At 42.0% G+C, this 15068-nt stretch carries 11 protein-coding genes; 8 read left to right on the top strand and 3 right to left on the bottom strand.

Annotation, left to right across the window (positions count from 1 at the left end; all coding sequences use genetic code 11):
* Window positions 1-173 precede the first annotated feature (173 nt).
* From NPUN_RS34315 to NPUN_RS34280, 8 genes are all read left to right on the top strand, one after another.
* Entirely contained in the window at window positions 174-629 is a 456-nt protein-coding gene (locus NPUN_RS34315; RefSeq protein ID WP_012413011.1) for a four helix bundle protein, read from the top strand.
* A gap of 62 nt (window positions 630-691) precedes the next feature.
* Window positions 692-1105: an element excision factor XisH family protein gene (locus NPUN_RS34310; protein ID WP_012413010.1), complete on the top strand. Its 414-nt coding sequence runs from the start codon at window positions 692-694 to the stop codon at window positions 1103-1105.
* On the top strand, window positions 1093-1428 hold the full coding sequence (locus NPUN_RS34305; RefSeq protein ID WP_012413009.1) for a XisI protein: 336 nt from the start codon (window positions 1093-1095) through the stop codon (window positions 1426-1428). The genes NPUN_RS34310 and NPUN_RS34305 overlap by 13 nt, the downstream gene beginning before the upstream one ends.
* A gap of 143 nt (window positions 1429-1571) precedes the next feature.
* A complete protein-coding gene (locus NPUN_RS34300) occupies window positions 1572-1886 on the top strand; it encodes a hypothetical protein (RefSeq protein ID WP_041566579.1) in 315 nt (104 codons plus the stop codon).
* A 60-nt stretch (window positions 1887-1946) separates the two neighbouring features.
* Window positions 1947-2954, top strand: coding sequence for a tyrosine-type recombinase/integrase (locus tag NPUN_RS34295; RefSeq protein ID WP_012413007.1), 1008 nt, complete (start codon window positions 1947-1949; stop codon window positions 2952-2954).
* Window positions 2955-3039: 85 nt separating this feature from the next.
* Window positions 3040-3462 carry a four helix bundle protein gene (locus tag NPUN_RS34290; protein ID WP_012413006.1) on the top strand — a complete coding sequence of 141 codons (423 nt, stop codon included), beginning with the start codon at window positions 3040-3042 and terminating at the stop codon, window positions 3460-3462.
* 203 nt (window positions 3463-3665) lie between these two features.
* Window positions 3666-4133, top strand: a complete 468-nt coding sequence (locus NPUN_RS34285; protein ID WP_012413005.1) for a hypothetical protein — start codon at window positions 3666-3668, stop codon at window positions 4131-4133.
* A 2-nt stretch (window positions 4134-4135) separates the two neighbouring features.
* Window positions 4136-4816, top strand: a complete 681-nt coding sequence (locus NPUN_RS34280; RefSeq protein WP_012413004.1) for a hypothetical protein — start codon at window positions 4136-4138, stop codon at window positions 4814-4816.
* Between the two features lie 341 nt (window positions 4817-5157).
* Here the strand turns inward: NPUN_RS34280 and NPUN_RS34275 are convergent, their stop codons facing one another.
* The 3 genes from NPUN_RS34275 to NPUN_RS34265 form a co-directional block, all read right to left on the bottom strand.
* Window positions 5158-8736 (bottom strand): CHAT domain-containing tetratricopeptide repeat protein, encoded by a 3579-nt coding sequence (locus NPUN_RS34275; protein WP_012413003.1) that lies wholly within the window; start codon window positions 8734-8736, stop codon window positions 5158-5160.
* Between the two features lie 55 nt (window positions 8737-8791).
* The gene (locus tag NPUN_RS34270) at window positions 8792-11542 is read right to left on the bottom strand and encodes a CHAT domain-containing protein (RefSeq protein WP_012413002.1); all 2751 of its coding nucleotides are present in this window, start codon (window positions 11540-11542) and stop codon (window positions 8792-8794) included.
* A gap of 79 nt (window positions 11543-11621) precedes the next feature.
* The gene (locus tag NPUN_RS34265) at window positions 11622-14687 is read right to left on the bottom strand and encodes a CHAT domain-containing protein (protein ID WP_012413001.1); all 3066 of its coding nucleotides are present in this window, start codon (window positions 14685-14687) and stop codon (window positions 11622-11624) included.
* Window positions 14688-15068: the final 381 nt, after the last annotated feature.

Here is a 15068-nt window from a genome sequence, read left to right as displayed (position 1 = left end):
CGACAGAACTTTTTTATTCCTCTACACTGGGGTTCGTGTATTTTAATCGTAGTTTATATCGGATAAAAGATAAGGGTTACTTATTTTGTGTTTAACGTGCTATATTATTTTCAAGTCGGAGGTCGGAGGTCGGAAGTCGGAAGTTAAAATATGGAAGTGGAGTAGGTGCAGTTGTGGATAAAAATGTTGGGATTGCTGACAGGAGTAAGGCGTTTGCAATTAGAATCATCAAAGCTTGCAGCTTTCTGGACGAAAAACCAGGTATTTGCCGCACTCTATCAAAGCAACTGTTGCGTTCTGGAACAAGTGTTGGTGCAAATATACGGGAGTCACGTTCGGCTCAGTCTGATAAAGACTTTTTGCATAAGATGGAAATCGCTTTAAAGGAAGCGCGCGAAACTGAATATTGGCTAGAAATTTTAATTGAGTCTGAAGTTGTAGAAAAAGCTAAATTTTCTTCTTTACTTCAGGAAGCTGATGAGATGGTAAAGATACTCGTAGCCTCTACACGCAAAATTAAAGAGAGATTAAATGGCAATAAACTTCGCAGTAGGAAGATAGTGGTTGCAAGAGATAAGCACTCAGAATTGACAACTACTGTGAACTCGAAAGCAATACCCCCCATCTGAGTTACACATTTTTACTTTCGACCTCCGACTTCCGACCTCCGACTTCCGACTTCATTAAAACTATGGCTCGTGATTTATTCCACAATATAGTGAGGTCTGCATTAGAAAAAGAGGGTTGGGTAATTACAGATGATCCGCTCAATATTAGATGTGGCGGGGTTGATGTTCAAATTGATTTAGGTGCAGAGCGACTTCTAGCTGCCGAAAAAGCAGGAGAAAAAATAGCAGTTGAAATCAAAAATTTTGTGAGTGCCTCAAAAATTTCTGAATTTCACATGGCGCTAGGACAATTTATTAATTATCGAACAGCGTTGCGTGTTGAAGAGCCAAATAGAAACTTATATTTAGCTGTACCATTGGTAACTTATAACGACTTCTTTAACTTGTCTTTTATCCAAACTGTAGTCAATGAAAACAAATTGAAGTTAATTATTTATAATGTGGAAACGGAGGCAATAGAACAATGGATAAATTAAATGAATATCGGACAAAAGTTAGGCAACTCTTAACTAAACATCTCCAGTACAAGCCTAGTTACGGAGATGTAGAAGTAGAACAAATTTTTGATGAAGAACATGACCATTATCAAATTATTAGCGTTGGATGGAATAATCAGCATCGGATTTACGGGCCAATAATGCACTTAGATATCAAGAATAATAAAATTTGGATTCAACAAAATACAACGGAAGCGGATATTGCTTTAGAATTAATGGAAATGGGTATAGATAAACAAGATATTGTTATCGGCTTTCATACTCCTAAAATGCGCCAACTATCGGGATTTGCTGTGGAATAAACATGATGCAAAATGCAGAATATTTGCCACTATTCCGATTGAGCATATATTAGTCAATAGAGAGCTATGAGGTAGCAAAAGGATTACTTTACTTTGTATAAAATCGTGTAAAATTTTGTTGTGATAGCCACAAGTTGTCAATCATGCTTTATTACAAACTAGTAGGACATACCCCTGTTGCTGTTAATTCGTTGTCAGAGTGGCAAAATTATTTACACTCAGTACAAGATTCACTAAAACATCTAGTTGCCGAAACTATAGTTGGGGATGCCAAAGTATCAACTAGTTCTTCGGGATTCGATCTCACTTTTGGAGATCCCCCGTTGCTTTTTGAAACGATGGTTTTAGGCGGGCCTCATCACGGGAGAATGCAGCGTTATTCTACATGGGAGCAGGCACTAACCGGTCATGATCGTACCGTCGTAGAAGTCATGACTACCTCACCACCAGATGAATAATCTCAAATCAATACAGGATTATATTTAATACTTAATACTTAATAATTTACACAAAACTGGATGAACTACAGCGCAGATTCTTTACCTAAGATCAAACTCATTCCCCTTGATCGTGAAGCTCTACATTTCACACAGCTAGGAGAAACTAGAAGACCACCAACCGATATTCGGTGGGTAAAAGTTCTGGAATTTTTACGCAGCAACAATCTCGCACCCAACAGCCGCAAGCTTTACGAACGCGAACTCAAAAGGTTTTTGGCTTGGAGTGAGCTACACTATCATGAACTGCGCCCACGTCACCTTGCGCTATATAAAGAATACCTACGAGATGAAATACGGACTGATGCAGGTAAACCGCTTTCAAAAAGCAGCATCAACGCAGGAATTGCGGCTCTCAAAAGCTTTTTCAAATGGATGTGTTACACGTATCCTGAAATTATTTCTACTAATCCGACACTGGGGATAAAACTGGAAAAAGTGCCACTGCCACCAGCCCAAAGTTTGACCCCTGAAGAAATGGAACAGGTTTGGTCAGCGTTGGAGTTATTGGGAGAAACAAAGCAACGAGATACAGCACTCGTCCACATTCTCAGTCATGGACTCCGGGCAGGGGAAGTTGTACAGCTAAATGTTGGCTCATTTGATGGCAAGCTGCTGTTTTTACCAGACACCAAAACCAACGAACCACGCTTAGTTCCACTAAAAAAGGAAAGCCGAGAAGTTTTGGCACAGTATTTGCTTACGCGCCAACAAAGCGGTGAGGTGTTAACTAGTCTCAGCCCACTGATGATTTCACACCATGCTTCATACAAAGGTGAACGCTTGAGTTATCACGGCATTTACTTCGCTGTGGAAAAAATCGGTGAAATAGCTCTTATCGAAGACTTGCATCCTCACTCCTTTCGGCATACTTACGCTACTGACTTATTGCTATTGGGAGTTGACCCCAGCCATGCACGAAAATTAACAGGGCATCAAAGCGAGAAAGCGTTTCGGCGCTATACCCTTCGCAGTGAACAAGAAGCTGCGATCGCTGCTTATTATCGAGCAATCGGTGAAGAAGAATAAAAGGGTGTGGGGTGTGGGGTGTAGGGTGTAGTTGATATTATTGAGCGAATGCAAAATTTAATATAGTCTTCTTATTAAATAAATTATGAATGATAAACCGTCAATACAGTCGTATCAAGACTTAAAAGTTTGGCAAGAAGCTATGAATTTAGCAGAAGAATGTTATAGAGTCACAAAACAATTTCCGAAAGAGGAAACATACGGCATGATATCACAAATTAGGAGAGCCTCTGTTTCTATTCCAGCTAATATTGCAGAAGGTTATGGTAGAAGAACAAGAGGTGAATATATTCAATTTTTATACATAGCTCAAGGTTCCCTGAAAGAACTTGAAACTCATCTTTTACTTTCAATTCGTGTAGCATTAGCTGTTGCTGAAGTCATGAAGAAGGGTGTGGGGGGTAGGGTGTTGGGTGTAGGGAAGACAGCATTGGTCGGGGCTTGGAACCCCCACCAATGCAATCGTCCTGAAAGACGGGGCTTGTGTCCTACTGGTTGTTGGGGCTAATTATCTCCCACACCCTACACCCTACACCCTATACCCTATACCCCGCCCCAACGGGGCTTGTGATAAATCCAGTTATTAATCAGTGTAAATTAGTTGGCAAAATTCTACTGGGTTTAATTCGATCTCTTGAAAGTAGAGCGTAGCAGGGTGTGATTCTTTCTCATTGCCTACACCCTACACCCTACACCCCACACCCTCACTCTATGCCCAAACCATTAGATCCTAAGTGCCAGTTATGTGCCAAGTTGCCAACGGCTAAAGCCAAGGTGCTGCATGGGACAAATGGGGATGGATGCTGGAATCCTAAAGTTTGCCATAATCGCCGCTCCTTCTACCGTCGTCGAACCGATGATAATTCCGCGCAACTAGATGCCATCACCGTCGAACCGCCAGCAAAATATGTTGCTGTGTTGTATCTATATAAAGAACCTGGGGATAAGCCATTGCACGCCTTGGGCGCAGAACTGTGGCTTGGACAACAGCCTATTTGTCGCTTAGAACCAATTCATTGCTTTGGGTTAACGGCTGGTAAAATACGCACTTATACAGATCAGGTGTTGCAGGCTTTTGCATCCCAATATGCCATCTCACTATATCAATACAAGGATATGTTCGAGATTAGCCCAACCCACTGCCCTGTGCGACCCTGCCCCTTAAATCCAGATTTATAGCTATGGCTACCTATCGCCAATTAACAATCTGGGATGTGCTAGATGAAATGTCGGTTGCTCCGCCAACATCAACACTAGCTCCGGTGTGGAAATGTTTGGATACTGAGCTTGAGAATTTATCAACAGAAGCACAGTTATCTACCGCAGCAGAAGCCTTTTATCAAATCGCAGATATTCTCAAATCCCGTGCTGAGTCAATCTTAGAAGATGTACGCGCTCAAAACGATACTGATGGGCCAATTATCAGTACTGATATCTTTGCCGGATTAGTGCGGACAATAATGCACCTTGATTTAGATGATTTGATTGAACCGGAAATACCACAAACCTTTAGATCACATGGCCCACACCAATTTTCATATCCTACTGAGTTGGGTGATTCTGTAGCAGCACCTGTTGAAAAAGCGAATGTTTTGGCAATGCTCGATGAGGTGACAACTTTAGAAGATGTCCGCAATTTGGCATCAGATGAAGATGTGGAAAAATGGCAGAGTGCAATCGCTAATTACCTGATCAATGTCAAAGATGAGATTTCTTTGGTTAAACTGCAACGTGTGTTGCAAATGCCGATGGTAGAAGTATGGTTAGGACTATTGCTGGGTGGGTTTACACTAGAACAGCGTGGTGATTTTTATCACAACCATAATGTCTGGGTGAAAAGCTCCCCTTCCTACCACCAATAATAATACATTCGCCATATAGGAGAGTCCTGCGATATCTGTCACTGAAAGCATAATGTGAGCAACTTGCTTGCTTTATGGTTTCAAACTGTGTCACTTAAAGGATAACATGGCCGTTTGTAAAGGATAAAGTGGCCGCACTGATCAAGCTGGAATGCTTATTTTTCCGTTACACACAATCTGCGGCGATAACTTCGTTAAGCTTCCCTAACGCATTCAAATCTCTTAAACACTCTTCCCTACCTTACTGGGTCAGGAGGCAACTCTAAGCCATACAGGACAAGACTTTGAGAAACACCCCTTGAACTAAACTCCAGTCAGAATCTTCATAATCTCACCTCACATCATCGCCACTCACCTTGTAAAGTAAAAGCCGCCCAGACATTAGTCTGAGAATAGTTGGGATTGGGACTTTGCCACATTTCTAATTGTGCAGCCCTCAGCGCGGCTACAGATGGTAAATTATCTTTAAGCATGTTTGTGTAAAATTTCGTCATTAATTCTGCTGTTCCTTGATCGTCTACACTCCACAAACTAACAGCAACTCTTGGACTACCTGCATACATAAACCCTCTTGTTAACCCCACCAAACCTTCACCTTTTACTTGTTCTCCAAGTCCGGTTTCACAAGCACTTAGCACCACTAATTCTGCTGGTAAGTTGAGGTTGAAAATATCCTGAAGTTGAAGAAAACCATCTTCAGCATTTCCTTTTGAATCTACCAAAGACAGCACTACACTAGAACACTTAGGATTGTTAGTATCGAAAAATCCGTGAGTTGCAAAGTGTACAATTTGGTATTGACTCATTTCTGGATTCGTTACGGTAGTACGATTAACATCAAAATCAAAAGCTGATTTGCTTAATGATTTAGGAACTAAACTCAAAATATTTGTGGCTTCTGTGTGCGTCCCTTCAAGGCGAGGAAAGCTAAAATTTGAATCACAGCTAGAACGCCTCATTGCTAAAGTATTTAATTCAGTAAAGTTGGGATTTTTACCTCTATTTTGAACACTTTGAGTTACATCTGGCTTTAACCGATCGTCATCTTTACTAAATACCGGATCTGCCAACACAGCTAATTTTTTCACAGCTACATTGCGGTTTTTAGTTTCATTCCTTACTACCGAAATTGTAGAAGCCGAAGGCGCATTCACAATTTCATGTTCTACTAACAATGGTTGTAATTTTGTTTGTGTTGGATTTGGCAACGCCGCAAAGGGGATATATTGTAAAATTCCATCACCCACAATCAACAATCGCTTATTTCCTAATTCCTGCGCTACAGGCTGTAACAACATTTGACTTAATTTAGTGGCAACTTTTTCAGGATTTCCAGCGTTTATTCCAGGTTGAACTGTAATTCCACCTCGTGAATATAATTCCCTGCCACCTTTGATATTTTGATAAAATTTCTTAGCTGCCGTTTCAATATCTTCACCTTTGGGTAGTTCATAACTTTTCATTCCCGTCTTTGTCACTAACCAAAGATAACTGTGATCCTTACCAAGAGAATATTGTAAAAGAATAGTGTTGTCATCAAGAACTGAGGATTGAATTTCTGCGAGTGTCAGGGGATGAGGTTGGGTAATTGCTGCATAAACCGGGCTTTTAGCGCGGATAGAAGCTAGAATTTGCTGATATTTCTCTGAAAGCTCTTCAATTTCTTTATTTAATTCATCTACTTGTTCTGAGTTTTTTTTACTTGATAAGAGTTCAATCCGGATTTTCCTTCTGGCATCAATTTGTTGCTGTACACTAAGTTCCTCTTCTAAGAGTTTTGGATCTACCCCCTTACGGATATCTGCATGGGCTTCAGTCAGGAGTTCTAGCAGACTGCGGGCGCGGGAGCGTTCGCTGGTGTCGAGGGCAAGAGCGTTGTATCCTTTTGATGGGTCTTTTTTGTGCAGTTCCATCAAAATGTTGATTTTCAGTTGATAATAATCCTGTACTGTGGCAAAAAAGGAAGTTTTTAAATCTTCACTAACGACTTCTTTGCGGATGTTTTCGATGATTTCGATTGCTTTATCTATTTCACTGAGGGATTCTGGTAATTGGTTGTTTTGGCGTTGCAGTTTGGCGATATTGTAGTAACTTTGGGCTTGTTCAGTACTTAAGCCCATTTGAGCATAAAGAGCAAGTTGTTCTTGATAAGCTTGTATAGCTTTCTCTGGTTGTTTCAGGGCTTCGTAAGCTTCAGCAGTTGCGGCGATCGCTCTTGCCTCTATTTCCCTGAAACCTGATTCTCGCCCCAGTTTTCTAGCTTTTTGAGAGGATTCTAGAGACTTGGAATAATTTCCTTGTTTAATTTCAACTTTAGCAAATATATCAAGTGTCCTTGCTTCTAAGGCTAATTTATACTCATCAATCTCTAAATTACGAGATAAAGCTAAAGCCTGATTGCCAAAATTAATTGCTTGTTGATAATCTCCCGCAGCAAAGTGATTTTGAGTAATACTCGATAGTAAAGTGCTTTCTTGGTTACAGTTTCCTGTATTTTTGGATATAGACAAGGCTTGTTGATAATAACTCAGAGCTTGTGGGTATGTTTGCGACTTGCGATAAACATCACCAATCCTCCTGAGAGCATCAATTTCACGGCTGCGATTGCCAATAATTTTTGAGGTGGATAATGCTTGATTATAAACATTTAAACTCTCAGGATATGCCCCTAAAGACAAGTAAACATCACCGAGAGTCAACAAAGTATCTGCTTGTGCTGGACGAGCTTTAATCTGACGTTGAATGTCTAACGCTTGATTGAGGACATTAATCGCTTCTTGTTTTTTCCCTTGTCGGTTGAGAATATCAGCAATATTGGTAAGTGTCTCGGCTTCCCTGGGCTTACCGCCCATTATTTGTCTCAGTTCGAGTGCTTGTTGATAAACTTCAAGGGCTTTTTTATATTCTCCAATTCTTTTGTATTCCAGACCGCCAAGGAGTTCTAGAAAACCCGCTTCACCTCTAAGAAGTTCTTGTGTGCGATATTGTTGAACTTTTTGTTTCCAACTTTCGATATTATTCTTGGTAGCTGCGGCAGAATTAGTGCTTGCTGATTGGTTAGAAGAATTATCTAATTTCTCAATTTTAGGAGGCTTTTTTATTGATGCTAATTTATCAGAACAACTTGTGCTACGTAACGAAACGTAAAACGCATTGTAGTTGCTTTCATTTCTCTTAAATTCTGGATCTAGATTATTAGCTTGCTTGATAATTTCAATACTTTTTTCTATTTCACCTAAGAACACGTGAAAAAAAGCAATATTTTGGAGTCTTTCAGCTTGTTTGACGACATCACCTTTTTCTTTCCAGAAATCCAAAGCTTTGTTGTAATAATCAAGTGCTTTCTGTTTTTCCCCTAAATTATCATAAATCTGTCCAACTGAACTAAAAACGGCAGGTGGCAAATCGGCAGTTTTGGGAAAAAAGAATGGCAGTTGCAGCTGCATATCGATCGCCTTTTCATATTCACCCATGTTCTGGTAGCTCAGGCTAAGTGAACCAGTGACTGCTCCCTCACAGTCGCGATCGCCTAAAGCTTGACAAATAGGTAGCGCTTTCTGAGCATATTCTAAAGCTTTGGGGAATTCTCCCCGAGCCAAGTATAATTTAGAGATTCTGTCGAGAGTTTGGGTTTCTTTTTGGCGATCGCCTGCTAAACGCCAATATTTTAGGGCTTCTTCCCATTTAGGAATGATTTTGGTTAATAAGGGTGCTTTCTGTTTACCTAATTGTCCGGCTTCTTGTTCTGCTTTTTCAGCCGCAGCGCGGTTGGTGTCTGAGGTGTTGGTTTGAGTTCTCAGTTGCAGGGGTGGGGTTAAGAGGCCGGGTATCGGTTTGGGATTGGCGCTGACTGTTTCTGAAGACAATGATAAACACAGCAATAGGATTAATTTCAGACGGTGCAGGTGCAGTTGGATCATATTAGTGTTATTTAATAGATAATTTATTTCTTGGAAATCCCTAACTTTTAAAAACCTACTCAGCTTCCCCAATGAGTGTAAAAGCTGCCCAATCAACAGGATTCGGATTATTTTTCATCGTCGTCAGCATCGCCTGCCGCAATGCTTGCGCCTTGTCTTGGCTCTTTTGAAGGTTTTGATAAAATTCCGTCATTAATAGTGATGTGGGCGCATCAGGAACCGACCACAGCGACACTAAGACACTGGGTACACCAGCACTAATTAACGAACGAGATAAACCAATTACTCCATCCCCAGTTAGGCGTCCGCGTCCGGTGTCGCAAGCGCTTAAAATGACTAATTCGGCATTTAGCTTCAGGTCGAGGATTTCAGAGGCTGTTAATAAACCATCATCTTTACCGGATGGAGTCAGAGCAATACCGCTATTTAAACCTTGGATATCATCAAATATACCGTGGGTTGCTAAATGAATAAATCGCGCTTGGGGTAAACGCTTCACTACCGTTGCTTCTGTGGCTTTCTTGCCGATGAGAGGTTCGGTTTTGAGTAATTTGCTAATTGCGATCGCTTCCCGTTCTGCACCAGGTAAAGGAATTAATTGTTGCGGAGTTTCGCCGATTTTTGGTGCGACAAAAGGCATGGTCGGATTACCAACAATCAGCGTATCTTTTCCCTGGATGGGTTGTGTGCCGATCCGTTGTCTCTGTTTGTGGGTTAAGTCTAAAACTTGAATTGATGGGGATGTGAGAATAGTGTGTTTTTCAATCAGGTATTTACCGTCTGCGTCTTGTAATGCGGCGAAGGGAACGAGGAATAGGCTACTTTGGGGAATGAAGATAATTCTGTCGCTAGAATTTTTAGATAATAAGCTAGCGATGGGGTTGATTAATAATTCGTGTAGACGCTTTAAATTATTTTTGCCTTTGGGTGCATTGGGGTTGTAAGTTACCTTGATGCCGCGAAAAGCTGTACTTCTTGCACCAATGGAGTTGCGGCTGGTGGTAACGAGTTTTGCAAGAGTTGTATTTTCTTTTTGCCACAGGGGTTTCAAGTCAGCTTTGCGAAAGGTAACTTCACCCGTTGGTTTGATTACCCAAATATAGAGTTCTGATTCATGAGTTTCTTGCTTACCCTGAATTTTTACATCATTATAAATAATTGAATATTCAATGAGAGTCGCATTTTCCTGTTTGGCGATTTGTTGCAGCAGCAATAGTGTCGGTTTTTCTGGGATTTGACCTATATTTTTGCTAGACAAGCGCGAAGTCAATAACTCTACAAACGCTCTGGAACGTCCCCGTTCAGAAATTTCTAGAGCATCATTGGTTTTATTCTGAGCAATTAGGACTTCTTGCAGTATGCGGTAAGTGCGAGCTTGTTCTTCAAAAATTGAAACTTTGTAGCTATCATTCTTACCCAATGTTCCCCTGAGAGATTCCCAAACTTCAATTCCAGGGCGGAGGGTTTTTTCTGCTTCTGTAAGATTGCCAGATTTTTGGTAAGCTAATCCTAGATTGTTCAGAGATTGACCCTCGCCGAAACGGTCTTTGATTTCACGGGCGATCGCCAAACTCTGCTGATGGTAATCAATGGCTTTGGGGTAATCTCCCAGGTTCTCGTAAGTAAGTGCTAGACTACCCAGAGCATTACCCTCACCTCGACGGTCTTTAATTTCACGGGCGATCGCCAAACTTTGCTGGCAGTAATTAATAGCTTTTTTGTAATCTCCGAGGCGACTGTAAGCAAATCCCAGATTATCCAGAGCCTTACCCTCACCTTGACGGTCTTTGATTTCACGGGCGATCACTAAATGTTGCTGATGGTAATCAATGGCTTGGCGGTAATCTTTGAGGTACGAGTAAATACCTCCCAGATTACCCAGAGCATTACCTTCACCTTGACGGTCTTTGATTTCACGGGCGATCGCCAATATCTCCTGGTGGTAAACAATAGCTTTGGGGTAATCTCCGAGGAAGTGGTAAGCATTTCCCAAATTACCCAGAGCATTACCCTCACCTCGACGGTCTTTGATTTCACGGGCGATCACTAAATGTTGCTGATGGTAATCAATGGCCTTGCTGTAGTCTCCCAGGGCTTGGTAAGCAATTCCCAGATTACCCAGAGCATTACCTTCACCTTGACGGTCTTTGATTTCACGGGCGATCGCCAATATCTCCTGGTGGTAAACAATAGCTTTGGAGTAATCTCCGAGGAAGTGGTAAGCAAGTCCCAGATTACCCAGAGCATTACCCTCACCTTGACGGTCTTTAATTTGACGATAGATAATCAACGATTGTTGCAAAGACTGTAACGCGGCTTCAAATTGACCGGTCGTACCTTGCTTAATACCTTGTTCTAATAGTCGGTCTGCTTCTGTTTTGCGGGGGTTATTTTGATCTTGAGCTAATTGTAGAATTACTTGAGCATTTTTCTCCAAATCCTGATTATTGATTTGCTTGGCGATGGCTAAACCTTGTTCTAGATAAGTGATCGCACGAGCTTTGTCTCCCAGACTAAGATGAGCAGCACCTTGAAAAATTAAAGTACGCCCCTCACCTTGACGGTCTTTGATTTCTCGATAGATAATTAGTGCCTGTTGCCCAGACTCTAATGCTGCTGTAAATTGACTCGTTTGAAGCTGCTCGAAACCTTGATTTAAAAGTCGGTCAGCTTCAGCTTTGCGGTCTGCTGGTGTTTGCGCTAATACTTGCGACGCTTGGAATAGTGGAGGCAAATTTGTAATCGGCAGTGAAACAGTCAAGATGAGAGTGATCAATGCGGTTAAACTAAGTTTGCGATCGCGCATAGATTTGAGAGCCACGAGTAAAGTAGGGAGTTTAAAAAGATATAAAGCGCTTTTGGGTTGAGTAGATAACTTTAAAAACTTACTCAGCTTCGCCAATGAGAGTAAAAGCTGCCCAATATTTGGGTTGAGGATATTTCTGAATGGTTTTCAGCATTGCCTGTCGCAGTGCTTGCGCTTTGTCGGAGCCTTTTTGCAGATTTTGATAAAATTCCGTCATTAATAGGGCTGTGGGCGCATCTGGAATCGACCACAGCGATACTAAGACACTGGGTACACCAGCACTAATTAACGAACGAGATAAACCAATTACCCCATCCCCAGAAATGCGTCCGCGTCCGGTGTCGCAAGCGCTTAAAACGACTAATTCGGCATTTAGCTTCAGATCGAGGATTTCCGAGGCTGTTAATAAACCATCATCTTTACCCGATGGAGTCAAAGCAATGCCACTATTTAATCCTTGGATATCATCAAATAAACCATGTGTTGCTAAATGAACAAATCGCGCTTCGGGTAAACGCTTGACTATAGTTTCTTCTGTGGCTTTCTTGCCGATGAGAGGTTCGGTTTTGAGTAACTTGCTAATTGCAACTGCTTCAAGTTCTGCGCCAAGTAAAGGTTTTAATTGTTGCGGAGTATCGCCGATTTTTGGGGCGAGAAAAGGCATTGTGGGATTACCTACAATCAGCGTATCTTTTCCTTCTATGGGTTTTGTTCCAAGCCGTTGTTTCTGTTTGTGGGTTAAATCTAAAACCTGAATTGATGGAGATGTGAGGATGGTGTGTTTTTCAATCAGGTATTTGCCGTCTGCGTCTTGTAATGCGGCGAAGGGAACGAGGAATAGGCTGCTTTGGGGAATGAAGATAACTTTTTCAGTTTCTTGTTTTGGAAGCAAGTCAGCGATAGGTTCAATCAGCAGTTTATGGAGTTGCTGAAATTTTTGTTTGGCTTTGGGTTTATTAGGATTTTCCCTGGGGATAATACCACCGCGAAAAGGTGTACTTGTTGCACCAATGAAGTTACGACTGGTAGTAACAAGCTTGTCAAGAGTTGTATTTTCTTTTTGCCACAGGGGTTTGAGGTCAGAAGAGCGGAAGGTAACTTCACCTGTGGGTTTGATTACCCAAATGTAGAGTTCTGATTCTTTTTGTTCTTGTTTACCTTGAATCTTGAATTCATCACCAATAGTTGAATATTCAACGAGGGTGGCATTTTGTTGTTTGGCGATTTGTTGCAACAGCGATATTGTCGGTTTATCAACAGGACGTTCTACAGTTTGACCTGCACTTTCGCTAGACAACCGTGAAGTTAATAACTCCACAAATGCCCTAGAACGTCCCCGTTCAGAAATTTCTAACGCTTCTTTGGTTTTATTCTGAGCAATTAGGACTCTTTGTAGTATGCGGTAAGTGCGAGATTGTCGTTCAAAAATTGAGACTTTGTAGCTATCATTTTTACCCAACTGTCTCCTGACAGATTCCCAGACCTCTATCCCAGCCCGGAGGTTTTTTTCTGCTTCTGCAAGATTGCCAGATTTGTTTAAAGTAAATCCTAGATTCCCCAGAACATTCCCCTCACCTAAACGGTCTTTGATTTCTCGTGCGATCGCTAAACTTTGCTGCTGGTACTCAATCGCTTTGGCGTAGTCTCCCAGCGAACCGTAAGCATTTCCTAGATTGCTCAGACCATTCCCCTCGCCTAAACGGTTTTTGATTTGGCGGGCGAGCGCCAATCTTTGCTGGTAGTACTCAATCGCTTTGGCGTAGTCTCCCAGCGAATAGTAAACATTTCCTAGATTGCCCAGAGATTGTCCCTCGCCTAAACGGTTTTTGATTTCACGAGCGATCGCTAAACTTTGCTGGTAGTACTCAATCGCTTTGGCGTAGTCTCCCAGATCATCGTAAGCAAGTCCTAGATTGCCCAGAGATTGACTCTCACCATTACGGTCTTTGATTTCTCGTGCAATTGCCAAACTCTGCTCCTGGTACTCAATCGCCTTCAGGTCGTCTCCCAACAAAAAGTAAGCAAGTCCCAGATTCCCCAGAACAGTACCCTCGCCATTACGGTCTTTGATTTCTCGTGCAATTGCCAAACTTGAGGAGTAGTATTCAATGGCTTTGGCGTAGTCTCCCAGCGAATAGTAAGCAAGTCCCAGATTGTCCAGAGCATTACCCTCGCCATTACGATCTTTGATTTCACGAGCGATCGCCAAACTCTGCTCCTGGTACTTAATCGCTTTGGCGTAGTCTCCCAGAGCATTGTAAGCAACTCCTAGATTGCCCAGAGATTGTTTCTGTGCTCGGCGGTCTTTAATTTCACGAGCGATCGCCAATCTCTGCTGCTGGTACTTAATCGCTTTGGCGTAGTCTCCCAGCGAATAGTAAGCACTTCCCAGATTTCCCAGAGATTCTCCCTCCCCTTTACGGTCTTTGATTTCACGAGCGATCGCCAATCTCTGCTGCTGGTACTCAATGGCTTTAGCGTAATCTCCCAGGGCATCGTAAGCAATTCCCAAATTGCCCAGAGATTCTCCCTCTCCTTTACGGTCTTTGATTTCACGAGCGATCGCCAAACTTAAAGAGTGGTACTCAATGGCTTTGGCGTAGTCTCCTTTTGCATCGTAAGCAAGTCCCAGATTGCCCAGAGCAGCACCCTCAATTGAACGGTCATTGATTTCACGAGCGATCGTAAAACTTGAGGAGTGATACTCAATGGCTTTAGCGTAGTCTCCCAGGGAATGGTAAACATTTCCCAGATTGACCAGAGCTTTTCCTTCCCCTAAACGGTCTTTAGTTTCCTTGGCGATCGCCAAACTCTGCTGCTGGTACTGAATGGCTTTGGTATAGTCTCCCCGGTAGTCGTAAATAACTCCCAGACGGCCTAGAGTTTTTCCCTCTCCTTTACGGTCTTTGATTTCTCGATAAATAATAAGTGCTTGTTGCCAAGACTGTAACGCGGCTTCAAATTGGCTAATTTTAAACTGCTCAAGACCTTGCTGCGACAATCGGTCTGCTTCTACTTTCCGTTCTGCTGGCGTTTGCGCCAATACCTGCGGCGCTTGGAATAGTGGAGGCAAATTGGCGATGGGTTGTGAAACAGTCAAGATGAGAGTGATCAATACGGTTAAACTAAGTTTGCGATCGCCCATAGATTTTAGAGTCAGCAGTAATGCAGCGAGTTTAAGGAGATATAATATATCTCTCACCTGCTGAAGGATATGCAAATTCGAGCCGCTGTGCAAGAGTGAACAAAAGCGATAAGCCTGACGGCATGGCTACGCTTACCGCCAACAGCTTGGTTTGTGATCAAGGGCGGTTTATTATTGTGAGTGTATTCTAAATCAAGATGTCTCACATGTTTTATAAGAAAATTTAGCGATCACAATATCTGACTTTTCACGGTATGTGGAAAAGGTCATTTTTCGCTTTCTTCCAGCCTCTATTTTCCCGTTGATTATTGTCATTAGTTTAAGACTATTGCGAATAATCCTGTAGAAAAAACTACGTATTTTGGTTAGTTGAGAACTTAC

The sequence above is a fragment of the Nostoc punctiforme PCC 73102 genome (assembly GCF_000020025.1).
Classification (GTDB): Bacteria; Cyanobacteriota; Cyanobacteriia; order Cyanobacteriales; family Nostocaceae; genus Nostoc; species Nostoc punctiforme.
Note: the sequence above shows the minus strand (reverse complement) of the source record. Positions and strands in the feature narration are given on the sequence as shown.